Raw genomic sequence first — 23,173 nt, forward strand, 5'->3', positions numbered from 1 at the left:
CGCCGGCCGCCGTCACGGGCGCACCCGTGGCGGCGGCCCGTCGCGGCGCGGCGGGCGGCGCAGGCCGCAGTCGCCGCACATCTCGCCGCCGGGCGGGACGCGGTAGTACAGACAGCAGTTGCGCCGGACGAAGCCGCGCCGGCCGAACGCCCCGGCGCCCGCCAGCGGGGGCCGGGCCAGGAGTTCGCGGACGAGCGCGGCGCGGGCGCCGTCGGGCGGGCCGACGTTCAGGCCGCCGGCGAGGGCCGACGCCGCGTTCCCCCACAGCAGGCCGTCCGCGAGGCGGGTGAAGGTGAGCATCGTCGCGCGCAGCGGCTCCAGCTGGCCGGTGACGACCGCGTCGTGGACCAGGCCCGCCGCTTCGGCGGGGCCGTCGGCCCGGTGCCCGCGCGGTTCGGCCAGCCAGAGCGCGATGGGGGCGCCGGGCGCCCACCGCCAGTGCAGGCCGGACAGGTCGGGGACGACGCCCCGGGCCGCCGCCGCGACGACCGGCGACCACAGGCGCGACGCGAGGCCCTGGAACAGGATGGACGCGGCGACGCGCCGCTCGCGGGTGCCGAGCCGCTCGGCGTACAGGCCGGTGAGGCCGGCGAGCCGCGCGGGGTCGCGCTCGGGCAGCGGACGCCAGGTCGGGTCGGCCTCCTCGGCCGGGTCCGTGGTGATCTCGAAGTAGGGCCCGAGGCGCCCGGCGGCGCGCAGCGCCTCCGCGACCTCCCCGGCCCCGGCGGGCATCGGCGACGGCATGGCGTTCACCCTGCCATGCCGCGCCGGCGCGTCTGCCGGGAGGCCCGGGGCCGCGCTACCGCGAGGGGTGGCCGCCGTTGTCGCGGCGGTCCAGGGCCGTCTGCAGGGCGCGGGCGGCCTCCTCCGCGGCGTCGTCCGCGGGCGTGCCGGTACGGGTGGTGTCGTTCATGATTCGCTCCGAATCGCCGAGACTCTGGATGCCGGGCCGCCCGGGACGCGTGGTTCGCACGGGTCCGGGCGCGGAATCGGGCTCATGGCCGGGTCGAACCTCCGCAGCGGCGCCGGCCCGCCGATGTCAGGCCCCGCTGCGGCAGCGAAGGATTACCACGAAACGCCGCATGACTGCCTTCGACGGTACCCGCCGTCCAGGCGACTGTCCCGACCCGTGGCGTAAAATCTCAACATATGAGACGTGACGGTGCTCACGACCACGACGGGCGGGCACCCGGCCCGTGCCGGACGCCCGCCCGCGGCGGTCACCTCTCGCTCTCCCGGGTCAGTCCAGGTCGACGCGGCGGCCCATGTCGGCGCCCACCTCGGCGGAGATCGCGTCCACGAGCTGCGACGGGATGCCGGAGTCGACGGTCAGCGCGATCAGCGCCTTGCCGCCCTTGGCGTCCCGGCCGACCTGCATGCCGGCGATGTTGACCTCGGCGTCGCCGAGCAGCTTGCCGACGGCGCCGACGATGCCCGGGCGGTCGACGTAGGAGAAGAACGCCATGTGCGCGGTCGGCACCAGCTCCATGTTGTAGCCGTTGATCTCGATGATCCGCTCGGCGTGCTTCGGGCCGGTCAGCGTGCCGGACACCGACACCACGCCGCCGTCGCCCATCGTGCCGCGCACCTGCACCACGTTCCGCCAGTCGGGGCTGTCCTCGCTGGTGGTGAGGGTGACCTCGACGCCCCGGTCGCGGGCCAGCAGCGGCGCGTTGACGAAGGTCACCGACTCCTCGACGACGTCCGAGAACACGCCCTTGAGCGCGGCCAGCTCCAGCACCTTGACGTCGTGCTCGGCGATCTCGCCGCGCACCACCACGTCCAGCCGGACGGGCACGCCGCCGGCGAGGGCGGTGAAGATCCGGCCGAGCTTCTCGGCCAGCGGCAGGCCGGGCTTGACGTCCTCGGCGACCGCGCCGCCCTGGACGTTCACCGCGTCCGGCACGAACTCGCCGGACAGCGCCAGCTTCACCGAGCGGGCGACCTGCGTGCCCGCCTTCTCCTGCGCCTCGTGCGTGCTGGCGCCGAGGTGCGGGGTGACGACCACGTTGTCGTGCACGAACAGCGGGCTGTCGGTGCAGGGCTCGCTGCTGAACACGTCGATGCCGGCGCCGGCGACCCGGCCGTCCTTCAGCGCGAGGTCGAGCGCCTCCTCGTCGACGATCCCGCCGCGCGCGGCGTTGACGATCCGCACGCTCGGCTTGACCTGGTGCAGCTCGCGGTCGCCGATGAGGCCGAGGGTCTCGGGGGTCTTCGGCAGGTGGACGGTGATGAAGTCGCTCTGCTGGAGCAGCTCGTCCAGGGTGACGAGCTTCACGCCGAGCTGGGCCGCGCGGGCCGCCTGCACGTACGGGTCGAACGCGATCACGTTCATGTCGAAGGCGGCGAGGCGCTGGGAGACCAGCACGCCGATGCGGCCGAGGCCGAGCACGCCGACGGTCTTGCCCTGCAGCTCGACGCCGGTGTACTTGGACCGCTTCCACTCGCCCTGCTTGAGCGCGGAGTGGCCCTGCGGAACGTTCCGGGCGGTGGCCAGCAGGAGGGCGATCGCGTGCTCGGCGGCGGTGACGATGTTGGAGGTCGGCGCGTTGACGACCATGACGCCGGCCTTGGTGGCGGCCTCCACGTCGACGTTGTCGAGGCCGACGCCGGCCCGCGCGACCACGCGCAGCCTCCCGGCGTGCTGGAAGACCTCGGCGGTGACCTTGGTGGCGCTGCGGACGATCAGGGCGTCGACGTCGGCGACGGCCGGCAGCAGCTTGGCCTTGTCGCTGCCGTCGACGTGACGGACCTCGAAGTCGGATTCCAGCACGGCGATGCCGGCCGGGGAGAGCTCTTCTGCGACGAGGACGACGGGCTTGCTCAAGGAAACAGTCCTTCGGAAGTCGGATGTTCGGCTGATGTGCAGGTGAAGTGCGCGAGTCACCTCGTCGTGCCCTCGCCCCCAGCGGCGAGTCTATCCCCCGGCGGGCGGCGGGGTTCGCGACGGGGAAAGACCCGTCGGTAACTCCGGGGTGTCCGCCGGGCCCGCGCCGCCCTTACCCCCGGTCGCGCGGCCGGGGCCGGCTCCGGACGGGCGCCGCCCGTCAGGCGGCGTTCGGCTCGGGCACCGCGGCCAGCACGGCGGCGACCCGCTCGGCGTCGGCGACCCGGACGTGCGGGACGTCCACGAAGATCCGCAGCGGCCCGGCCGGCAGCCCCAGCCGCCCGGCCACGTGCAGCTGGACCTCGCGCAGCGGGACGTAGGCCAGGTAGCCGCGGAAGACGTCCTGGGACCGGAACATCCCGGTCATGATCAGCCGGTAGCCGCGGATGCGGAACGACAGCGCGGTCAGGCACGGTACGGCGGCGGCGTCCCCGCCCGGCAGCGTCAGCGAGATCCAGGCGCTGGTCGTCCACGGCCGGGCCCGCAGCAGGCCGACGACCCAGTGCAGCTGGTCGACGCCGTCGATGTCGCGCAGCCGGGGCCCGTACCGGCCGGCCGCCGCGTCCCGGTCGCGCTCCCGGTCGCCGTGCGCGAGGCGCGCGCGGTCGCCGTACTCGCGCAGGATCGGGTCCTCCCAGCTCAGCGAGTCGATCTCGAACAGCAGCGGGGGCCCTTCGATGATCGGCCCCGCGTCCTCCATGCCGGCGACACCGGCCGCCCACACGTGCCGGAGGACGCCGATCCAGGCCCTCCCGCACGTCTCCCAGCGCCGGACGCCGTTGTCCTCTCGCGCCTGCACGTCACCTCTCCGCGCCATTGCCGGCCCGATCACCGCCAATGCGGAACGGGCGTTTCGCCGGCCGCGGCATTGCCGCGCCGGTGAGGAATTGCGCCGCGCGCCCGGCCGGCCGTCCCGGTCCGGTCCCTGTCGGCCTCTCGCCGTCCATGTGCACGCCCCAGCGCCGTTCCGGCGGCGGTCACGTGAGCGTTCGCGCAGGTGCTCCCGCGCCGGCCGTGGCCGTCGCGACTTTCTTCAAGTATCCGGCAAGGTGCGCCAAAAGGATAGGTTCTTTTACCCTGGAAGCCATCTCCACCGGCATTCTGACCGCCCCGGCACGCAAAGGTCATTGGACAATCCGTCCAAACGATCGCCGCCTTTCCCGGCGGCGGCGGACGGCGCGCTCACCAGGGGTCCGGGCCGTCCCGGTGCAGCACGACGTAGCCGTCCCGGCCGAACACCTCCCGGTAGCCGGACGCCTTCAGCAGGGCGACCCGCCGCTGCTGCTCGGCCACCGACGGGAACGGGAACGTGTGCCGCCGCACGTCCGCGACGACCCACGGGGCGTTGCGCGGCTGCCAGTCCCACAGGAGCACGCGGGTCCGTCCGCTGAGGCCCGGCCCGACGCCGTTGGCGGCCTCCACCAGCGCCCCGTCCGGGACCTTCGCGACCGCCGCAGCGGCGGCCGAGGCTCGCTCATTGCGGCGGTACAGCGCGGGATCGCTGAGATCCCCGAACGCGAAGAACGGCACGGTGATGATCGCCGCGGCCAGCAGGCCGGCCGCCGGGACCCACCCGGGGCTCAGGCGCCTCCCGAACCGCCCGAGCCGGCGGGCGCGGGAGCGCAGCCAGGCGTTCTCCCGCAGGCGCGCGGCGCCGTCCACAGCGGCCAGGACGAGCACCGCGACGATGAACGCGTTGTAGTGGTAGTGCGGCGCCCACCAGTTGGCGAAGCGGTCGGCGAGCATCCGCTCCAGCAGCGGCGGCAGGGCGACCAGCGTCAGCGGGGACGCCGGCGGGAGCAGCAGCAGAGGCAGGACGAGCAGCCCCATCATGGCGAGCTTGGCGGGCGGGGTGCCGATCAGCGCGACCGCGTCCCACGGGTGCGTCAGGACGTGCGCGGCGGCGTGCGGGAGGTCCCGGCCGAGCGAGGTGTAGGCCCAGTAGTAATCGTTGTCGCCGCCGAAGGCCGCGATGGCGATCTTCGAGCACACCGCCGTCGCGGCGCCGCCCGCGGCCAGGTAGGCCAGTCCGGCGCGCCGCTCCCCCCGGCGGGTCAGCAGGAACAGACCGAACCCCGCGAGGAGCAGGCCCATGTCCTCCTTGACCAGCAGCAGGAGGAACGCGGCGAGCGCCGCCCGGCCGCGCCGCCCCGCGTCGTACCGCTCGATCATCACCGCCGACAGCAGCGGGACGAACGCGACCTCGTGGAAGTCGAACGCGAGCGCCTCGGCGACCGGCCACGACAGCGCGTACGCGCCCGCCGCGCAGTACCCGGCGCCCGCGCCGAGCCGGCGCTCGGTGAACCGCCAGATCGGCACGATCGCCAGCGCGAACAGCACGCCCTGCGCGACCAGCAGCGTCCCCGGGCCGTCGTGGATCCAGTACAGCGGCGCCAGCACCGCGAGGAGCGGCGAGAAGTGGTCGCCGAGCACGGAGAAGCCGGGCCCGAACCCGTTGTGGACGCCCTTGACGATCGCGACCGGCGCGCCGAACCGGCTGTAGGACCGGACCGCCTGGTCGAAGATCACGAGGTCGTAGGTGCTGGCCCGGAACGCGCGCAGCCGCAGCAGCGCGAACGCGGAGTCGAGCGCGGCGCTCGCCGTGACGAGCGCCGCTATCGCCCAGATGTGCCGCCGAGCACGCGTGCCGTGGCGTCCCGCACCGACCGGCCCCTCCGCCGCGACCGCCTCCACCTCCGCCACGCGCCGGACGCTACCAGCCCCTCCACGGCCCCCACCGACGCCCCTCACCCCGCCGGTGGGGCCCGTTGAGGCGCGGCGAGACCCGTCAGTCGGCGGGACGGTGGGTCAGGGGCAGGCCGCGGCGCGTGAACACGGCGGCGGCCACCACCGCCAGCAGCGGGACGGCCACCCCGACGGCCAGGAGGAGCGACCACGGGACGTCCAGGGTCGGGCCGTGCCCGGGGACCGCGGGCGCCCCGTCCGGGCCGGCCGGCACCGCCGCGACCTCGGTGAGCGGGCGGGCGACCGCGACGCCGGGCACGAATCCGGCCGCGATGCCGAGCCAGCAGCCGAGGACGGCCACGAACCCGGCCTGGCCCATCGACAGCAGCCGGCGGGTGCCCGGCCGGGCGCCGATCGCCGCGAGCGTCGCCAGGTCGGGGCGGGCGTCCGCGGCCGCCAGCCCCGTCGCGATCATCGTGCCGCCGAAGGCCAGGACGGCCCCGGCGATCGCGAGCGCGAGCAGCATCGGCGAGGGCGAATCGACGTGCCCGCGTTCCACGTAGACGGTGTCGTCGGTGTCGGTGAAGGCGGCGAGGACCTCGGTCAGCCGGGACTGCTCCGCCTCGGTGACCCGGTGGTCGGCCCGGTCGACGCCGAGCGCCTCGGTCCGCACGGGCACCCGGGCGAGCGCCGCGACCGACGGCGGCACGAGGGCCTGGACGTGCGGGTCCTCGCGGACGGCGACCGCCGGGACGCCGCGCACCGTCCGCAGCGTGTGCCGCCGGTCGTCCTTCCAGTACGAGACCGTCAGGGTCGTGGTGCCGCCGGGCAGCGGCGGGGACCCGAAGACGACGACCTTCCCGGCGGCGAGCGCGGCCGTCACGGCGGGATCGTCGCGGCCGAGCAGCAGGCGCGCCTCGCGCGCACCGCCGACGACGTTGTCGAGCACGACCGTCCTGGTCCGGGACGGCCCGGAGGCGAAGCCGACGGACGGGCACTTCGCGGTGTCGGCCTGACCGCACTCCGCCCCCTCCCCCGGCAGCGTCCGCAGCGGGACCAGCGGCAGCCCGGGCAGTTCCCGCCCGATCGCGGCGGTGACGGCGTCCGCCTGCCCCAGGGGCGGCCGGACCATCGCCGACCCCATCGGCAGCCGGGGCTCGTACTCGGCGCGCTCCTGCCGGGCGTCGCTGGGGACGCCGATCGCGAACACGGTGATCCCGGCGACCGCCGCCATGATCGCCGCGACGACCGGGGCGGCGCGGCCCCGGTTGCGCGCCCCGTCCCGGACGGCCAGGCGCAGCGGCAGTGGGAGCCACCGGGCGCCCCGGCCCGCCGCGCCGACCAGCCACGGCGTGGCCATGACGCATCCGATGACGATCGCGGCGGCGCCCAGCGCGGCCCCGAGCTCGTGCAGCGCGCGGGTGCCGAACAGGGAGGCCGCGACGCCGAGCAGCACGAGGACCGCGCCCGCGGCCGGCCAGCCGCGGCGCGCCCGGACGGCCTCCCGGCGCCCGGCGAGCGCGGCGACGACGTCCATCCGGGCGGCCTGCAGGGCGGGCACGAGGGCGGCCAGGACGCCGCTGCCCGCGCCGAGCAGCATCGTCACGGCGACCAGCGCCCACGGCACCTCGTACGGGCCGAGGACGACGCCGAGGAACGCCTTGGACAGCGGCTTGGCCAGGGCCGCCGCGAGCAGCCCGAGCAGCGCTCCGGCCACCGCGGCGGCGCCCCCGAGGACCAGGCCGCCGGCCAGCACGACGGCGCGCAGGTGCCGGGCGTCGCCGCCGCACGCGGCGACCAGCGCCAGCCGGTGCCGCTGCCGCCGCACGCCCACCGCGAAGGCGGGGCCGGCGAGCAGCACGACCTCCAGCACGACCACGGCGACGGCCATCGCGACGACGGCGACGCCGGTGCCGTCCGGGCCGGCGGCCGGAACGGACTCCTCGCGAGCCCGCGCGGGCGGGTCCGACACGACCGCCCGGGAGAGCACGGTGATCCCGCTCCCGTTGAGCGCGGTCACCTCGTCCCAGGTCACCGGGCCGGCCCCGGCGACCAGCCATTGCGGGCGCGGCGCCGTCAGGCCCGGCACCGCGCCGGGCAGGGTGAGCGCGAGGGCCCGGCGGGGCTCGCGCGGGTCCCGCACGTGCCCCACCACCCGCGCGGTCGTCCCCGACCGGTCGATCTGGACGTCCGCGCCGAGCCGGAAGCCGAGCGAGGGGGCGAGCGCCACCTCGCCGGGCCGCGCGGGCGCCCGGCCGCCGGTGATCTCGAGCATGCCGCGGGTCATGGGGTCGCGCAGGTCGAGGCCGATGTGGTCGGCGCCGCGGTAGCCGCGGGCGGTCCGCAGCGCGATCCGGCCGCCGGTCTCCAGCGGCCGGACGCGCGCGGACGGCCCGAACGCCGCCGCGACCCGCCGGGTGATCTCCGGGGTGGTCCAGGGCCGCTCGGCGTCGCCGCCCCCGGACGCCCGCGGTTTGATGATGTCCTGGCCGTCGGCCGTCTGCCCGACCGGCGCGTGCGCCGCGCCGGTGAGCCGGGCGTCGGCGGCGCCGATCTCGTACGGCAGCGACTCGCGCGCCGACCAGGCGCTGGTCCGGAAGAGCACGGCCAGCGCGACGATCGCCGTCACGGGCAGGCCGATCATGCAGATGACGAGGGCGGTGCGGCCCTTGGCGCGCAGCGCGTCCCGGCGGGCGAGCCGCAGCGCGGCGCCGTAGGCGCTCACCCGGCCTCCAGGAGGGACTCGGGTCCGGTGCGGCCCGGCGTGGAGTCGACCATCCGGCCGTCCCGCAGGAACACGACCCGGTCGGCCCACGCGGCGTGCCGCGACTCGTGCGTGACCATCAGGCAGGCGGCGCCCTCGTCGCAGCGGGCCCGCAGCGCGCGCATGATCTCCTCGCCGGCGTGGCTGTCGAGGGCGCCGGTCGGCTCGTCGGCGAGCAGGAGCCGGCGGTCGCCGACGAGCGCGCGGGCGATCGCGACGCGCTGCTGCTGGCCGCCCGACAGCTCGTCGGGGAACCGTTCGGCCAGGTCGCCGACGCCGACCGCGGCGAGCGCCCGGTACGCCTCCCGCCGGGCCCGGCGCGCGCGGGCGCCGTCGAGCTCGCGCGGCAGCATCACGTTCTCCACCGCGGTGAGCGCGGGGATCAGGTTGAGGTCCTGGAAGACGTAGCCGACGGCGCGGCGCCGCAGCGCCGCCCGCGCGGCCGGCCCGAGCGCGCCGAGGTCGGCGCCCGCGACGGCGACCCGGCCGGAGGTCGGCGCGTCCAGCCCGCCGGCGAGCGTCAGCAGCGTCGACTTGCCGGAGCCGGACGGGCCCATCACCGCGACGAACTCGCCCTCCGCGACGTCGAGGCTCACGTCCCGCAGGGCGTGTACGAGCCCGGCGCCCGTCCCGTGGTCGCGGGACACGTCCCGCATCGCGAGCACGCTCACCGGCTCGTCTCCTCGATCGGCGCGTCCTGCGGCGCGGCGGCGGGCGGGCTCGCGGACGGGTCGGCGGGGGCGGTCCGGACGACGAACGCCTCGCAGTGGTCCAGCCAGCGGACCTCGGCCTCCGCCTGGAAGATCATCGACTCCAGGACGAGGCGCCAGGCGCGGTCGCCCCGGTCGGACGGGTCGGCGGGCACGGCGGCCTTCACCCGGGTGAGGTCCTGGAGGGTGCGCAGGGTGGCGGTGCGCTGCGCCTGGACGACCTGGCGGACGTCGACGCCGGGCGCGGTGACGGCCATCGCCAGCTTGATCGCCAGCTCGTCGCGGGGCCGGTCGGCGCGGGCCACCGGGGTGGCGAACCACTCCCGCACGTCCGCCTCGCCCGCCGGGGTGATCCGGTAGACGAACCGCCCCTCGTCGTCGGCCCCGACGCGGGTGACCAGTTCGTCGCGTTCGAGCCGGGACAGCGTGGAGTACACCTGCCCGATGTTGAGCGGCCAGGACGATCCGGTGGACGCCTCGAACTCGGCGCGCAGCTGGTAGCCGTAGCGGGGCCCCTGGGACAGCAGTGCCAGCAGGCCGTGTCGTATGGACATGAACACCGAGTATGCATACGCGGTATCCCTGGCGCAATACCGCGTATGCATCCCGAAGGACACGCTACCGGAATTTCACTGTGCGCGACCATCTCACGCCTTACCGTGACCATGTCCCCGGACGATCAGGAGAGAAGCGTGACCTCCGACAGCACGATCAGCGTCCTGCGCGACGTCCTGCGCGTGTACGACCACCGGTACCTCGACCTCGACCGCCGGCAGCGGGAGCGGCTCGTCGACGGCACCCGCCGGGTCATCGGCGACGAGGGCCTCAGCGACGCGGCCCGCGCCGCGCTGCCCGCCGCCGACCGGCTGCGCGCGTTCTGCATCCAGTACGGCCTGCGCGAGGAGCTGGAGCGGCTGATCCGCGACGAGGTGGAGGGCAGCCCCGCGGGCGCCGTCGTGGTCGGCGGCCGGATCTACGCGATGTACCCCTACCTGCGCGGCGTCCCCCGGCAGGACGCCGACATCACCACCGAGGTCGGCGTCGAGCACCGCCTCGACGCGGTGTGCTGGCAGGGCCGGCGGGTGCGGATCCGCGGCACCGCCGCGCTCGAACGGGTCGAGACGAACCGCACGGTCGTGGACGTCATCCTGCGCGAGCGGACCACCGGCAAGGAGCACGTCTTCCCCGCCGGCCCGCGCTCCGCGCCGGACACCGGCACCGGCGGGTTCGAGGCGTTCGCCGACCCGTCCGGCGTCGCCCCCGGCCGCTGGGACGTGCACGTCGCCGCGACCGCGCACGGCGTGACCCGCGAGGCCCGCTTCGGCTCCCGCCGCGCGGACGGCCTGAAGACCGCTCCGCAGCGGCGCCCCGTCGGCGCGCACCACGTCTCGGTGTACTTCACCAAGGGCGGCCACCTGGCGCTGGTGGTCCGCGAGGACGCCGGCGCCACGTCCCTGCGCGCCCGCATCCGCCGCCGCCTCTCCCGCGCCTCCGCGCCCCGCTGAACCGCGCGCGGGACCGCGAGCGGCGCCCGAGTACGAGCGGCGCCCGGGTACGAGCGGCGCCCGGGTACGAGCGGCGCGCGAGACGAGCCGCGCCGGGAACGAGCGGAGCCCGGGAACGCGAACGGGGGCGGGCGCCGCGCGCCCGCCCCCGGTCGACCGGAACGACTAGTCGTTCAGCCAGCTCATCATCGGGCGCAGCTCCGCACCGGTCTTCTCGATCGGGTGCTCGGCGAGCTGCTCGCGGTACTTGCCGAACTGGGCCTGGCCGCCCTCGAACTCCTCCACCAGCTCCTTGGCGTACTCGCCGGACTGGATCTCGCCGAGGATCTTCTTCATCGCGGCCTTCGTCTCCGGCGTGATCACGCGCGGGCCGCGGCTGTAGCCGCCGTACTCGGCGTTGTCGGAGACCGACCAGTACATCTTGGAGATGCCGCCCTCGTACATGAGGTCGACGATCAGCTTCAGCTCGTGCAGCACCTCGAAGTAGGCGACCTCCGGCTGGTAGCCGGCCTCGGTCAGCACCTCGAAACCGGCCTTGACCAGCTCGGACGCACCGCCGCACAGCACGGCCTGCTCGCCGAACAGGTCGGTCTCGGTCTCCTCGGTGAAGGTGGTCTTGATGCCGCCCGCGCGCAGGCCGCCGATGCCCTTGGCGTAGGACAGCGCCAGCGGCCACGCGTTGCCGGAGGCGTCCTTCTCCACCGCCACGATCACCGGGACGCCGCGGCCCGCGACGAACTGGCGGCGGACGAGGTGCCCCGGGCCCTTCGGCGCGACCATCGCCACGTCCACGCCCTCCGGCGGCTGGACGAGGCCGTACCGGATGCTGAAGCCGTGCCCGAAGAACAGCGCGTCGCCCTCGACGAGGGCCGGCTTGATGTCCTTCTCGAAGATCTCGCGGTGGTGGTGGTCGGGGGCCAGCAGCATGACGAGGTCGGCCTCCTCGGCCGCCTCGGCGGGGGTGACCACGCGCAGGCCCTCGGCCTCGGCCTTCTCCCGGCTGGCCGACCCCTCGCGGAGCCCGACCCGCACGTCGACGCCGGAGTCGCGCAGCGACAGGGCGTGCGCGTGCCCCTGGCTGCCGTAACCGATGATCGCGACGTGCCGGCCCTGGATCACGCTCAGGTCGGCGGCGTCGTCGTAGAACATCTCAGCCACAGTGCTGTTGCCTTTCTTCGATGTGGTTGTACTTCTGGGGCCGGGCCGCGCCCGGTCGGGCGTCCGGTTTCAGGCGCTGCGCTCGATCGCGCGCAGCGAGCGGTCGGTGATGGACCGGGCGCCGCGTCCGATGGCCACCATGCCGGACTGGACCAGCTCCTTGATCCCGAACGGCTCGAGGACCTTGATGAACGCGTCCAGCTTGTCGCGGTTGCCGGTGGCCTCGATCGTGACCGCGTCGGGCGCGACGTCCACCACCTTGGCACGGAACAGCGTGACGGTCTCGAGGACCTGCGAGCGCGTCTCCGCGTCCGCGCGGACCTTGACCAGCACCAGCTCGCGCTGGACCGACGCCGACGGCTCCAGCTCGACGATCTTCAGCACGTTGATCAGCTTGTTCAGCTGCTTGGTGACCTGCTCCAGCGGCAGCTCGGCGACGTTCACCACGATCGTCATCCGGGAGATGTCCGGGTGCTCGGTGGTGCCGACCGCGAGGGACTCGATGTTGAAGCCGCGGCGCGAGAACAGGGCCGCGACCCGCGCCAGGATGCCCGGCTTGTTCTCCACCAGGACCGAGAGGGTGTGCGAGCTCATCGCGGTCAGTCTCCGTTCTCCCACTCGGGCGCCATGTCCCGCGCGATCTTGATGTCGTCGTTGGTGGTGCCGGCGGCGACCATGGGCCAGACCATCGCGTCCTTGTGCACCACGAAGTCGATCACGACGGGGGCGTCGTTGATCTCCATCGCCTTGGCGATGACGTCGTCCACGTCCTCGGCCTTCTCGCAGCGCAGCCCCACGCAGCCGTAGGCCTCGGCGAGCTTGACGAAGTCGGGGATCCGCTTGGCGGTGTGCAGGTTCGTGTTGGAGTAGCGGCCGTCGTAGAACAGCGTCTGCCACTGCCGGACCATGCCGAGGTTACCGTTGTTGATCACGGCGACCTTGACCGGGATGCCCTCGATCGCGCAGGTGGCCAGCTCCTGGTTGGTCATCTGGAAGCAGCCGTCGCCGTCGATCGCCCAGACCGTCGCGTCCGGCGCGCCGACCTTGGCGCCCATCGCCGCCGGGACCGAGTACCCCATCGTCCCGGCGCCGCCGGAGTTCAGGAACGCGCCCGGCCGCTCGTACTTGATGAACTGCGCCGCCCACATCTGGTGCTGGCCGACGCCCGCGACGTAGTACGCCTCCGGGCCGGCGAGCTGCCCGATCCGCTCGATGACGTACTGCGGGGACAGCGTGCCGTCCTCGGGGGTGTCGTAGCCCAGCGGGTAGGTCTCGCGCCACGCGTTGAGCTGGCGCCACCAGTCCTCGTAGTTCCCCTTGCGGCCCGCCTCGTGCTCGTTCTGCACCGCGACGATCAGGTCGGCGATGACCTCGCGGGCGTCGCCGACGATCGGGACGTCCGCGTGCCGGTTCTTGGAGATCTCCGCCGGGTCGATGTCGGCGTGCACGACCTTGGCGTGCGGGGCGAACCCGTCGAGCTTGCCGGTGACCCGGTCGTCGAACCGGGCGCCGAGCGCGATCAGCAGGTCCGAGCGCTGCAGCGCGCCGACCGCGCCGACCGCGCCGTGCATGCCCGGCATGCCCATGTGCAGCGGGTGGCTGTCGGGCAGCGCTCCCTTGGCCATCAGCGTGGTGACGACGGGGGCGCCGGTCAGCTCGGCGAGCACCTTCAGCTCGGCGGCCGCGCCGGCCTTCAGCACGCCGCCGCCGACGTACAGCACCGGGCGCTCCGCCTCGACGATCAGCCGTGCCGCCTCGCGGACCTGCTTGGAGTGCGGCCGGGTGACGGGGCGGTACCCGGGGAGCTGGAGCTGGACGGGCCACTGGAACTCGACCGTGGCCTGCATCGCGTCCTTGGCGATGTCGACCAGGACGGGGCCGGGACGGCCGGTGCCGGCGATGTGGAACGCCTCGGCGATGGTGCGGGCGATGTCCTCGGCCTTGGTGACCAGGAAGTTGTGCTTGGTGATCGGCATCGTGATGCCGGCGATGTCGGCCTCCTGGAAGCCGTCGGTCCCGATGAGGGAGGTCGCGACCTGGCCCGTGATGGCCACCATCGGCACCGAGTCCATGTAGGCGTCGGAGATCGCGGTGACCAGGTTCGTCGCGCCCGGCCCGGAGGTGGCCATGCACACCCCGACCTTGCCGGTGACCATCGCGTAGCCCTGCGCGGCGTGGCCGGCGCCCTGCTCGTGCCGGACGAGGATGTGGCGCAGCTTGTTCGAGTCGAACAGCGGGTCGTAGGCCGGGAGGATCGCGCCCCCCGGGATGCCGAACACGGTGTCGACGCCGACGTTCTCCAGGGCGCGGACCAGCGCCTGGGCTCCCGTCATCTGTTCGGTCGTCATGATCCTGTTTCCTTGGGAGAGAAGTCTGGGGCTCGCCGGGCAACAAAAAACCCCCGCCGCCGGAAGCGGTCGAGGGGAGGCGCGCAGGTCGGTGAGCTTGGTCAGCCTGCGCGCCGACCAAGTACTACGAGGATGATGGTGGTGTTCTGCACGGAGCCACTTTCGCCGAGATCCGGCCCCCGGTCAAATCCGTGGACAGGAAATCTCGGCATCTGAGACGGTTTCCCGGCGGAACCGGCCGCCTCAGCCCGGCAGCGGAAGCGGCAGATCGCCTGGTAGATCCTGTGCCGCGAGGTTCGTCCGGACCAGCGACTCCACCCGTCCGGCGGCCATCGGGCGCGCCACCAGGAAGCCCTGGCCGCGCGGGCAGTCCATCGCGCGCAGCAGCTCCAGCTGCTCCGGCCGCTCGATGCCCTCCGCCACCACGGTCAGCCCCAGGTCGCGGCCCAGCCGGACGATCGTCCGGGTCAGCAGCGACAGCGTCTCGTCCGAGCCGAGCCCCGCCACGAACGACGGGTCGATCTTGATGATGTCCACCGGGAGCTGGCCGAGGTAGGCCAGCGACGCGTACCCGGTGCCGAAGTCGTCGATCGCCAGCCGGACGCCGAGGTCGCGCAGCTCCGACAGCCGCGCCACGTTCTGCCCGCCGTCCTCGACGAGCACCTCCTCGCGGACCTCCAGCGTCAGCGCCTGCGGCGGCAGCCCCGTCTCCTCCAGCGCCGCCGCCACCGATTCCACGAACCGGGGCGCGGCGATCTGCCGGGCGGTGAAGTTCACCGACAGGCCCACGTCCCAGGAGTCGCGGCGCCACCGCGCCACCTCCCGGCACGCCTCCCGCAGCACCCAGTCGCCGAGCGGAATCATCAGCCCGGACTCCTCCGCCGGCCCGATGAACTCCTCCGGCGGCACCGACTCGCTCCCCCGCCACCAGCGCAGCAGCGCCTCCACCCCGGTCACCCGGGACGTCGCGAGGTCCACCACCGGCTGGAACTCCACCGCGAACTGCTCCTCGGCGAGGGCCCGCTGCAGGTCGCTGCCGAGCTCCAGCCGCCGCACCACGTCGGCGTGCATGTGCGGCGCGAACACCTCGACGCGCCCGCCGCCCAGCTCCTTCGCCCGCGCCATCGCCAGGTCGCCGTTGCGGATCAGGTCCGCGGCGGTCCGGCGCAGCCGCCGGCCCGCGTCGCCGCCCCGGTCCTTCGCCGGGACCGCCGGCGCCTCCTCGTCCCCCGCGAACGCGATCCCGACGCTCGCGGTCAGCACGATCTGCTTGCTGCCCACCTGGTACGGGTCCACCGACAGCACCCGCAGCAGCCGCCCCGCCAGCTCCACCGCCGCGCGGGTCTCCCGGTCGTCCGACGGCAGCTGCACGAGGACCGCGAACTCGTCGCCGCCCCACCGCGCCACCGTGTCGTCGGCCTGCACGTTGGCGCGCAGCCGCCGCGCCGCCTGCGCCAGCACCTGGTCGCCGGCGGCGTGCCCGGCCGAGTCGTTGACGTCGGTGAACCCGTCCATGTCGACGAACACCACCGCGACCCGGCCGCCCGGACGCTGCTGCGCCAGCACCTCCCGGGTCCGCTCCTCGAAGTACGACCGGTTCGGCAGGCCCGTCAGCCCGTCGTGGAAGGTCAGGTGCGCGACCTGCCGCTGCAGCGCCGCCTGCTCGCTCAGGTCGCGGGTGGTGACCAGCAGCCGTCCCGGCGCCTCGCCCGTCCCCGCGTACCGGGAGATCGTCGACTCGGTCGGCAGCCACGTGCCGTCCGCGGCGCGGACCCGGCACGACACCCGCAGCGACCCGGTGGCGCCCGGCCGGTCCCCGCCGGCCGCGTCCTCCTCGTCGAGGAACTCGGTGAACGCCTCCTGGACGCGCGGCAGGTCCTCCGGGTGGATGATCTCGTGCAGCGGCCGCCCGAGCAGCTCCTCGGGCGTGTAGTGGTAGGTGCGCAGCGCGCCCGCGCTCGCGTACTGGACGGTCGCGTCGAGGTCGCAGATCAGCACGGCGTCGTTGCTGCTCTCCGACAGCGCCCGGAAGTGCTCCTCGCTCGCCTCCACGGCGCGGCGCAGCCGCTCGTTCTCCCGCAGCAGGCCCGCGAGCCGCGCCAGCAGCACCAGCGCCGCCGAGCCCGCCACGATCGACACCACCGGCTCCAGCCCGTTGCGGCCGGTCAGCGAGTGACCGGCGACGAACAGGGAGGCCGCCGCGGCGACCGCCGCCGGCGCCAGCCCGGGGCCGATCAGCCGGCCGCGCTCGTCGGGCTCCGGCGCCGCGTCCTGCGGCAGGGCGTCCGCCGGGACGTCGTCGGACGGGCCGTCCGGCTCCGCCTCCGGCACCGGGCCCGTCCACGGCACCAGCAGGAGCAGCAGCAGCCCGGCGAGCCGCAGGATGTCGGACGGGTCGTCGGACGGCCCGCCGCCGTCCAGCCGGACGAACGTCGTCACCACGTCGGCGGTCGCGAACGCCGCCAGCGCCCCGAACCCCATCCACGCCAGCCGCCGGCGCCCGCGCGCCGCGCCCAGCGCGAACGGCAGCGCCCCGCACAGCAGCACCACGTCGATCAGCGGGTACAGCAGCTCCAGCAGGAACTCCGACGCCGACTCCCCCGACTGGTGGTACAGCGAGCTGAAGAGCGCGACCCAGCCCAGCACGAAGATCGCGCACGCGCACACGTAGGTGTCGGCGAGGTACCGCAGCCACATGCCCACGTCGCGGGCCAGCCGCACCGGCACGATCAGGCCGGTGACTAGCGCCACCGCAGCCAGCAGGTAGAACAGGTCCGGCACCGAGAGCGACAGGGCGCTGCGCGAGACGTGGCCGTCCAGCGCGCTGCCGACCGCGCCCGCGAACCAGCCCGCGGCCGCGACCCCGTACCAGCGCCACGACGCCCGCCAGATCCCGCCGGACGACACCCGCCGGAAGATCCCGACGTCGCCGGAGTCGGCGGCGGCGCGCTTCGGCCGCCCGGCCGACATCAGCAGCGAGATCGCCGCGGCGCCCGCGGCGACCGCCTCGGTCCAGGCGAGGAAGGCCGTGCCGCCCCAGCCCAGCAGCGACCCGGTGGCGTACAGGACGCCGACGATCGCGGCCATGGCGACCGGCACCGCCCGCGGCGGCATCCGCCTGGCGTTCTCGCCGCTCATCGCGCCGTGTCCCTTCCTGCCCCGCGGGGAGCTGTCCGTCCCTCGCGGTCGCGGCGGTGCGCCAGAGGGGACTTGGGTCCGGAGACCTCATCCGGTCGCAGGGATAACGGCCGGAGGGTCGTGGATCGTGCCCCGCGCAGGGTCGGCGCGGGACGGCGGCGCATCGGATGCGCCTGCCGGAGATCAGCGACGTTGCTGCACTGCGGGATCACCGTGATGCTCAGAGTACGTTCCGTAGGTCACGGACCGATTGAGGCTGGGCGTCCTCATGGCGACGAACCGCCTCGTCGGCGATCCGTTTGGGATGGCCGAAACGTGATCGTCACCGAATCGGCGGCTTGCCCGGCATCACGCTGGGTGAGCGCATTCGGGACCCCGAGCGCCCCGCGCCCCTCTTGTCCCGCACCGTCCGCTGTGGGGTGCGGAGCGGGACGGTGTGATGCACGCGACAGCGAAGTGTCATGCTGGGACGGGAGGCGTTCTCATGCGCAAGCACCTGATCGTCCTTGCCGCGCTGGTCCTCGCGGGGTGCTCGTCGTCCCCGCCGAAGGACACGGGGAGTGCGCGGACCCCGCCGCCCCTGCCGTCCGGGGGCACCGCCGCGCCGGGGGCGCCCCGCGTTCTGGTCACGGGCCTGAAGATCCCGTGGGCCATCGCCTTCCTCCCCGGCGGTGACGCACTTGTGACCGAACGTGATTCGGCGCGGCTGCTGCGGGTCACCCCGGCGGGCGCGGTGACCCCGGTCGGGACCGTTCCCGGCGTCGACGCGGCGGGCGAGGGCGGCCTGCTCGGCGTCGCCGTCTCCCCCGGCTACGCGCGGGACCACCAGATCTTCCTCTACACCACGTCCGCGACCGACAACCGCGTCGTCCGCGCCTCCTACGACGGCGGCCGGCTCGGCGCCCCGCGCCCGGTCGTCACCGGCATCCCCAAGGGCGAGATCCACAACGGCGGGCGCCTCGCGTTCGGCCCCGACCGGATGCTGTACATCACCACCGGAGAGACCGGCCAGGGCGAGAAGGCGCAGGACCGGAACTCCCTCGCCGGGAAGATCCTCCGCGTCGCGCCCGACGGGAGGCCCGCCCCCGGCAACCCGTTCGGCACCCGCGTGTGGACGTACGGCCACCGCAACGTCCAGGGCCTCGCCTGGGATCCCAAGGGCCGCCTCTACGCCACCGAGTTCGGGCAGGACCGCTTCGACGAGATCAACCTCATCGAGAAGGGCCGCGACTACGGCTGGCCGGCCGTCGAGGGTTCCGGGAACCGCAAGGGCTTCACGAACCCGCTGCTGACGTGGCGGACGTCCGAGGCGTCCCCGTCCGGGCTCGCCTACGCCAACGGCTCCCTGTGGGCCGCCGCGCTGCGCGGCGAGCGGCTCTGGCAGGTCCCGCTGTCCGCGAGCGGCGAGGTGGGCCGCCCCGTCGCCCGGTTCACCGGCTCCTACGGCCGGCTGCGCGCCGTCGTCCGCGCCCCGGACGGCTCGCTGTGGCTCACCACCAGCAACCGCGACGGCCGCGGCACCCCGGCCAGGACCGACGACCGCATCATCACCGTCCCTCCCCGCTAGTCCCACCAGAACGACCAGCTCGCCCGGCCCACCAGCCCGGCGGCGTACTCCTCCATGTCGCCGACGCCCTGCCAGATGTTGTCCGGGCAGAACGCCTCGTGCTCGGCGGCCACCGCACGGGCGTGCTCCATCGTCCGCGGCGGTGCGGCCACCGACAGCCCCAGCACGTCGAAGCCCACCATCACCACACGCGCCCCGAACCGCTCCTCCCAGGACCGCACCACCGCGGATATCTCCGCCGTCCGGCAGTGATTGACCGGCCCGGACCACCCCATGACCGTCAGGGTGTCGGCTCCCCGCGCGGCCGGCACGAGCCCGAGCAGGAACTCCGCGTCCTCCGCGCCCAACTCGGCGGACACTCTGGCGTATTCGTCGGCGTCCTCCACCCCTTCGCCCGGCGAGGCGAGCCCCGGCCACGGGACGGGCCGGTCCTCCACGCCGGGCTCGCCACGGGACTCGCCGCCCCTCCGGTCGCCCCTCAGCAGGACCTCGGCGTCAAGGGCGTCGATGTCGGCCACCGACGCGTCGACGAACAGCTCCCCGTCGTGCCAGGGCCGGGTCGGCTGCCCTCCGAGCGTGTCCAGCAGCAGCGGATACAGGCCCGTGTCCGCGCGCTCGTCGTACAACCGGCACCAGAGCCCGCCCAGCCCGGCCCTCGGCTCGTCCGACACCCACAGCGCCATGACGCCCTCAGGGCCCTCCTCGGGCGCGACCAACCGGCCGGACGGCAACCCGGCGGGCAAGGCCGGAAACGCACTCTCCACCATGCCCGCGAAAGCTAGCGGACGCCTACGACAGGGAGCGCGACCCCGGCTCAGTCCGGTCGTACGTACTGGAAATGCCAGATGAGCATGGCGGGGACGGCGGCGTTCGCGGCACCCGCCGCTTCGGGGATCATGGCGGCCATGGGGTGGCGACCGGATTTCCGCCGCCCCGCGGGCGTGCCCGCGAGGCGGCGGGAACCGTCAGGACGCGCCGAGCTTCTCGAGGATCAGCTCGCGGGCGCGGCCGGCGTCGGCCTGCCCGCGGGTGGCCTTCATCACGGCGCCGACGAGGGCGCCGGCGGCGGCGACCTTGCCGGACCGGACCTTGTCGGCCACGGCGGCGTTGTCCGCGATCACCTGGTCGATGATCGAGGCGAGCTCGCCCTCGTCGCTGACGACCTTCAGGCCGCGGGCCGCGACGACCTCGTCCGGGCCGCCCTCGCCGGCGAGGACGCCCTCGAACACCTGCCGGGCCAGCTTGTCGTTCAGCTCGCCGGCGGACACCATCGCCTGGATCCGCGCGACCTGCTCCGGCGTGATCGGCAGCTCGGCCAGCTCCACGCCCTGCTCGGTCGCGCGCCGCGACAGCTCGTTCATCCACCACTTGCGGGCCGCGCCGGCGTCCGCGCCCGCCGCGATCGTCGCCTCGATCAGGTCGACGGCGCCGGCGTTGACGACGTCCCGCAGCTCCAGGTCCGACAGGCCCCACTCCCCCTGGACGCGGCGGCGCCGCGCGGCGGGCAGCTCCGGCAGCGACGCCCGCAGCTCCTCCACCCACTCCCGCGACGGCGCCATCGGCACCAGGTCGGGCTCGGGGAAGTAGCGGTAGTCCTGCGCCTCCTCCTTGCTGCGCCCGCTCGTGCTGCGGCCGGTGTCCTCGTGGAAGTGGCGGGTCTCCTGGATCACCCGCCCGCCCGCGTCCAGCACGCCCGCCTGCCGCTCGATCTCCGACCGGACGGCGCGCTCCACCGAGCGCAGCGAGTTCACGTTCTTGGTCTCGGTGCGGGTGCCCCACTCCGACGCGCCGCGCGGCATCAGCGACACGTTCACGTCGCAGCGCATGGAGCCCTCCTCCATGCGGACGTCCGAAACCCCGAGCGACCGCACCAGCTCGCGCAGCTCCGTCGCGTACGCGCGGGCCACCAGCGGCGCCTTGTCGCCCGTCGCGGCGATCGGCTTGGTGACGATCTCCACCAGCGGGATGCCGGCCCGGTTGTAGTCCACCAGCGAGTGGTCGGCGCCGTGGATGCGGCCCGTGCTGCCGCCGACGTGCAGCGACTTGCCGGTGTCCTCCTCCATGTGGACGCGCTCGATCTCGATCCGGTACGTCTCGCCGTCGACCTCGACGTCCAGGTGGCCGTCGACGCACAGCGGCTCGTCGTACTGCGAGATCTGGAAGTCCTTCGGCATGTCCGGGTAGAAGTAGTTCTTCCGGGCGAACCGGCACCACTCGACGATCGTGCAGTTCAGCGCGAGGCCGATCTTGATGATGCCCTCGATCGCGGCGTGGTTGGTCACCGGCAGCGACCCGGGCAGGCCCAGGCAGACCGGGCAGACCTGGGTGTTCGGGTCCGCGCCGAACGTCGTCGGGCAGCCGCAGAACATCTTCGACGCGGTGCCGAGCTCGATGTGCGTCTCCAGGCCGAGGACGGGCTCGTACTTCGCGAGCGCCTCGTCGTACGGCATGAGTGTCGGGGTGCTCACTTCGCCTCCGCCAGTTCGGGGGCCTTGGCCAGCAGCGGGCCGCCCCAGCGCTCTTCCAGGGCCCGCTCGACGGCGGCGCCCACCCGGTAGACGCGGTCGTCGCCGAGGACGGGCGCCATCACCTGCAGGCCCACCGGCAGGCCGTCGGCGAGGCCGCACGGCACGGAGATCGCGGCGTTGCCGGTGAGGTTCGCCGGGATCGTGCACAGGTCGGCCAGGTACATCGCCATCGGGTCGTCCGCGCGCTCCCCGATCGGGAACGCGGTGGTCGGCGTGGTCGGCGAGACCAGCACGTCCACCTGCTCGAACGCCGCGTCGAAGTCGTGCTTGACCAGCGTGCGGACCTGCTGCGCCTTGCCGTAGTAGGCGTCGTAGTAGCCCGACGACAGCGCGTAGGTGCCGAGCATGATCCGCCGCTTCACCTCGGGCCCGAAGCCCTCCGCGCGGGTCAGCGCCATGACCTCCTCGGCGCTGCGGGTGCCGTCGTCGCCGACGCGCAGCCCGTACCGCATCGCGTCGAACCGCGCCAGGTTCGACGACGCCTCCGACGGCGCGATCAGGTAGTAGGCGGGCAGCGCGTACTGGAAGTGCGGGCAGGACACCTCGACGACCTTCGCGCCGAGCGACTCCAGCAGCTCCACGGCCTCGGTGAACCGCGCCGACACGCCCGGCTCGTACCCCTCGCCGGAGAACTCGCGGACGACGCCGACCCGCAGGCCGTCCACGTCGCCGCTGCGCGCCGCCTCCACCACGTTCGGGACGGGCCGGTCGATCGAGGTCGAGTCCATGACGTCGTGGCCGCTGAACGCCTCGTGCAGCAGCGCCGCGTCCAGCACGTTGCGGGCGAACGGGCCCGGCGTGTCCAGCGACGACGCGAACGCGATGATCCCGTACCGGGACGAGCCGCCGTAGGTCGGCTTCGTCCCGACGATGCCGGTGACCGCGGCGGGCTGGCGGATCGACCCGCCGGTGTCGGTGCCGGTGGACAGCGGCGCCTCGTACGCCGCGACCGCCGCCGACGACCCGCCCGACGACCCGCCGGGGATGCGCGACAGGTCCCACGGGTTGCGCGTCGTCTTGTACGCGCTGTTCTCCGTGGACGAGCCCATCGCGAACTCGTCCATGTTCGTCTTGCCGAGGATCACCAGGCCGGCCTCGCGCAGCCGGCTCGTCACCGTCGCGTCGTACGGCGGCCGCCAGCCCTCGAGGATCTTCGATCCGGCCGTGGTCGGCATGTCGGTGGTGGTGAACACGTCCTTGTGGGCGATGGGGACGCCGGCCAGCGGGCCGAGCTCCTCCCCCGCCGCGCGCCGCTCGTCCACCCGGCGCGCCTGCGCCAGCGTGGTCTCCGCGTCCACGTGCAGGAACGCCTCGACGCTCCCGTCCACGGCGGCGATCCGGTCCAGGTGCGCCTGCGCGACCTCGACCGCCGACACCTCGCCCGCCGCCATCAGCGCGCCGAGCTCCGCGGCGCCCTTCCGGAACAGCTCCGCCATCAGGCCTCCTCGTCCAGGATCCGCGGGACGCGGAAACGCTGCTGCTCGCTGGCGGGAGCGCCGGCGAGCGCCTGCTCCGGCGTGAGGCACGGCCGGACCTCGTCGGGCCGGTACACGTTGGTCAGCGGCAGCGCGTGCGAGGTGGGCGGGATGTCCTCCGCGGCGACCTCCTGCACCCGCGCGACCGCGGAAATGATCTGGTCGAGCTGGGCGGCGAGATGGTCGAGCTCATCGTCGCCGAGCGCCAGCCGGGACAGCCGGGCGAGGTGCGAGACCTCGTCACGGGTGATGGCGGACATGATGAGAAACCGTTCCTGCGATCGATTGGGATACCCGCCATCCTATTGGCCGGGGCCCCGCCGCCCGAACGCTTTACACCGCCGCGCGCCCGCGCGCCGCCGTCGCGGCGCGGTACGGGCCGTTTCAGATCCTCAGGCGGGGAACGCT

General features: G+C 74.2%; 17 protein-coding genes. 2 read left to right on the forward strand and 15 right to left on the reverse strand.

Features of this window, described 5'->3' with window-relative positions; translation table 11 throughout:
• Nucleotides 1-12: 12 nt before the first annotated feature.
• The 7 genes from amrb99_RS36755 to amrb99_RS36785 all read right to left on the reverse strand — a co-directional run bounded on the left by amrb99_RS36755 (nt 13) and on the right by amrb99_RS36785 (nt 9,600).
• The gene (locus amrb99_RS36755; RefSeq protein ID WP_190865082.1) at nt 13-744 is read right to left on the reverse strand and encodes a (2Fe-2S)-binding protein; all 732 of its coding nucleotides are present in this window, start codon (nt 742-744) and stop codon (nt 13-15) included.
• Nucleotides 745-1,240: 496 nt separating this feature from the next.
• Nucleotides 1,241-2,827 carry a phosphoglycerate dehydrogenase gene (gene serA / locus amrb99_RS36760; protein WP_190865084.1) on the reverse strand — a complete coding sequence of 529 codons (1,587 nt, stop codon included), beginning with the start codon at nt 2,825-2,827 and terminating at the stop codon, nt 1,241-1,243.
• 220 nt (nt 2,828-3,047) lie between these two features.
• Entirely contained in the window at nt 3,048-3,686 is a 639-nt protein-coding gene (locus tag amrb99_RS36765) for a hypothetical protein (protein ID WP_347257009.1), read from the reverse strand.
• Nucleotides 3,687-4,069: 383 nt separating this feature from the next.
• Nucleotides 4,070-5,590 (reverse strand): DUF2079 domain-containing protein, encoded by a 1,521-nt coding sequence (locus amrb99_RS36770; protein WP_347257010.1) that lies wholly within the window; start codon nt 5,588-5,590, stop codon nt 4,070-4,072.
• Between the two features lie 85 nt (nt 5,591-5,675).
• Entirely contained in the window at nt 5,676-8,297 is a 2,622-nt protein-coding gene (locus tag amrb99_RS36775; RefSeq protein WP_190865086.1) for an FtsX-like permease family protein, read from the reverse strand.
• On the reverse strand, nt 8,294-9,007 hold the full coding sequence (locus tag amrb99_RS36780; RefSeq protein WP_347257011.1) for an ABC transporter ATP-binding protein: 714 nt from the start codon (nt 9,005-9,007) through the stop codon (nt 8,294-8,296). The genes amrb99_RS36775 and amrb99_RS36780 overlap by 4 nt, the downstream gene beginning before the upstream one ends.
• Nucleotides 9,004-9,600: a PadR family transcriptional regulator gene (locus tag amrb99_RS36785; RefSeq protein ID WP_190865088.1), complete on the reverse strand. Its 597-nt coding sequence runs from the start codon at nt 9,598-9,600 to the stop codon at nt 9,004-9,006. The genes amrb99_RS36780 and amrb99_RS36785 overlap by 4 nt, the downstream gene beginning before the upstream one ends.
• A 138-nt stretch (nt 9,601-9,738) precedes the next feature.
• On the opposite strand from amrb99_RS36785, the gene amrb99_RS36790 reads away from it, so the two are divergent.
• A complete protein-coding gene (locus amrb99_RS36790; protein WP_190865090.1) occupies nt 9,739-10,551 on the forward strand; it encodes a hypothetical protein in 813 nt (270 codons plus the stop codon).
• 165 nt (nt 10,552-10,716) lie between these two features.
• Here the strand turns inward: amrb99_RS36790 and ilvC are convergent, their stop codons facing one another.
• The 4 genes from ilvC to amrb99_RS36810 all read right to left on the reverse strand — a co-directional run bounded on the left by ilvC (nt 10,717) and on the right by amrb99_RS36810 (nt 17,195).
• Complete coding sequence (gene ilvC / locus amrb99_RS36795) at nt 10,717-11,700, reverse strand: ketol-acid reductoisomerase (RefSeq protein ID WP_190865092.1); 984 nt, start codon at nt 11,698-11,700, stop codon at nt 10,717-10,719.
• A gap of 78 nt (nt 11,701-11,778) precedes the next feature.
• The gene (gene ilvN / locus amrb99_RS36800) at nt 11,779-12,303 is read right to left on the reverse strand and encodes an acetolactate synthase small subunit (RefSeq protein WP_190865099.1); all 525 of its coding nucleotides are present in this window, start codon (nt 12,301-12,303) and stop codon (nt 11,779-11,781) included.
• A gap of 5 nt (nt 12,304-12,308) precedes the next feature.
• The gene (locus amrb99_RS36805) at nt 12,309-14,060 is read right to left on the reverse strand and encodes an acetolactate synthase large subunit (RefSeq protein ID WP_347257013.1); all 1,752 of its coding nucleotides are present in this window, start codon (nt 14,058-14,060) and stop codon (nt 12,309-12,311) included.
• 240 nt (nt 14,061-14,300) lie between these two features.
• The gene (locus tag amrb99_RS36810) at nt 14,301-17,195 is read right to left on the reverse strand and encodes a GGDEF domain-containing phosphodiesterase (RefSeq protein ID WP_190865103.1); all 2,895 of its coding nucleotides are present in this window, start codon (nt 17,193-17,195) and stop codon (nt 14,301-14,303) included.
• 484 nt (nt 17,196-17,679) lie between these two features.
• Between amrb99_RS36810 and amrb99_RS36815 the strand changes: the two genes are divergently transcribed.
• Nucleotides 17,680-18,762 (forward strand): PQQ-dependent sugar dehydrogenase, encoded by a 1,083-nt coding sequence (locus tag amrb99_RS36815; RefSeq protein WP_190865105.1) that lies wholly within the window; start codon nt 17,680-17,682, stop codon nt 18,760-18,762.
• Here amrb99_RS36815 and amrb99_RS36820 read toward each other — a convergent pair.
• The 4 genes from amrb99_RS36820 to gatC form a co-directional block, all read right to left on the reverse strand.
• Nucleotides 18,759-19,529 (reverse strand): DUF4253 domain-containing protein, encoded by a 771-nt coding sequence (locus amrb99_RS36820; protein WP_190865107.1) that lies wholly within the window; start codon nt 19,527-19,529, stop codon nt 18,759-18,761. The genes amrb99_RS36815 and amrb99_RS36820 overlap by 4 nt on opposite strands.
• A gap of 198 nt (nt 19,530-19,727) precedes the next feature.
• Nucleotides 19,728-21,212, reverse strand: a complete 1,485-nt coding sequence (gene gatB, locus amrb99_RS36825; RefSeq protein ID WP_190865142.1) for an Asp-tRNA(Asn)/Glu-tRNA(Gln) amidotransferase subunit GatB — start codon at nt 21,210-21,212, stop codon at nt 19,728-19,730.
• Nucleotides 21,213-21,226: 14 nt separating this feature from the next.
• Nucleotides 21,227-22,726, reverse strand: coding sequence for an Asp-tRNA(Asn)/Glu-tRNA(Gln) amidotransferase subunit GatA (gene gatA / locus amrb99_RS36830; protein ID WP_190865110.1), 1,500 nt, complete (start codon nt 22,724-22,726; stop codon nt 21,227-21,229).
• Nucleotides 22,726-23,025, reverse strand: a complete 300-nt coding sequence (gene gatC / locus amrb99_RS36835; protein ID WP_151543432.1) for an Asp-tRNA(Asn)/Glu-tRNA(Gln) amidotransferase subunit GatC — start codon at nt 23,023-23,025, stop codon at nt 22,726-22,728. Before gatC ends, gatA begins: the two co-directional genes overlap by 1 nt.
• Nucleotides 23,026-23,173 lie beyond the last annotated feature (148 nt).

Origin of the sequence: Actinomadura sp. RB99 (assembly GCF_014706005.1) — a bacterium.
GTDB lineage: Bacteria > Actinomycetota > Actinomycetes > Streptosporangiales > Streptosporangiaceae > Spirillospora.

Coding starts and splice junctions, on each gene's coding strand:
- amrb99_RS36755 (WP_190865082.1), bottom strand. CDS start 744: ATGCCGTCGCCGATGCCCGCCGGGGCCGGGGAGGTCGCGGAGGCGCTG.
- amrb99_RS36785 (WP_190865088.1), bottom strand. CDS start 9,600: ATGTCCATACGACACGGCCTGCTGGCACTGCTGTCCCAGGGGCCCCGC.
- ilvC (WP_190865092.1), bottom strand. CDS start 11,700: ATGTTCTACGACGACGCCGCCGACCTGAGCGTGATCCAGGGCCGGCAC.
- ilvN (WP_190865099.1), bottom strand. CDS start 12,303: ATGAGCTCGCACACCCTCTCGGTCCTGGTGGAGAACAAGCCGGGCATC.
- amrb99_RS36810 (WP_190865103.1), bottom strand. CDS start 17,195: ATGAGCGGCGAGAACGCCAGGCGGATGCCGCCGCGGGCGGTGCCGGTC.
- amrb99_RS36815 (WP_190865105.1), top strand. CDS start 17,680: ATGCGCAAGCACCTGATCGTCCTTGCCGCGCTGGTCCTCGCGGGGTGC.
- amrb99_RS36820 (WP_190865107.1), bottom strand. CDS start 19,529: ATGGTGGAGAGTGCGTTTCCGGCCTTGCCCGCCGGGTTGCCGTCCGGC.
- gatB (WP_190865142.1), bottom strand. CDS start 21,212: ATGCCGTACGACGAGGCGCTCGCGAAGTACGAGCCCGTCCTCGGCCTG.
- gatA (WP_190865110.1), bottom strand. CDS start 22,726: ATGGCGGAGCTGTTCCGGAAGGGCGCCGCGGAGCTCGGCGCGCTGATG.
- gatC (WP_151543432.1), bottom strand. CDS start 23,025: ATGTCCGCCATCACCCGTGACGAGGTCTCGCACCTCGCCCGGCTGTCC.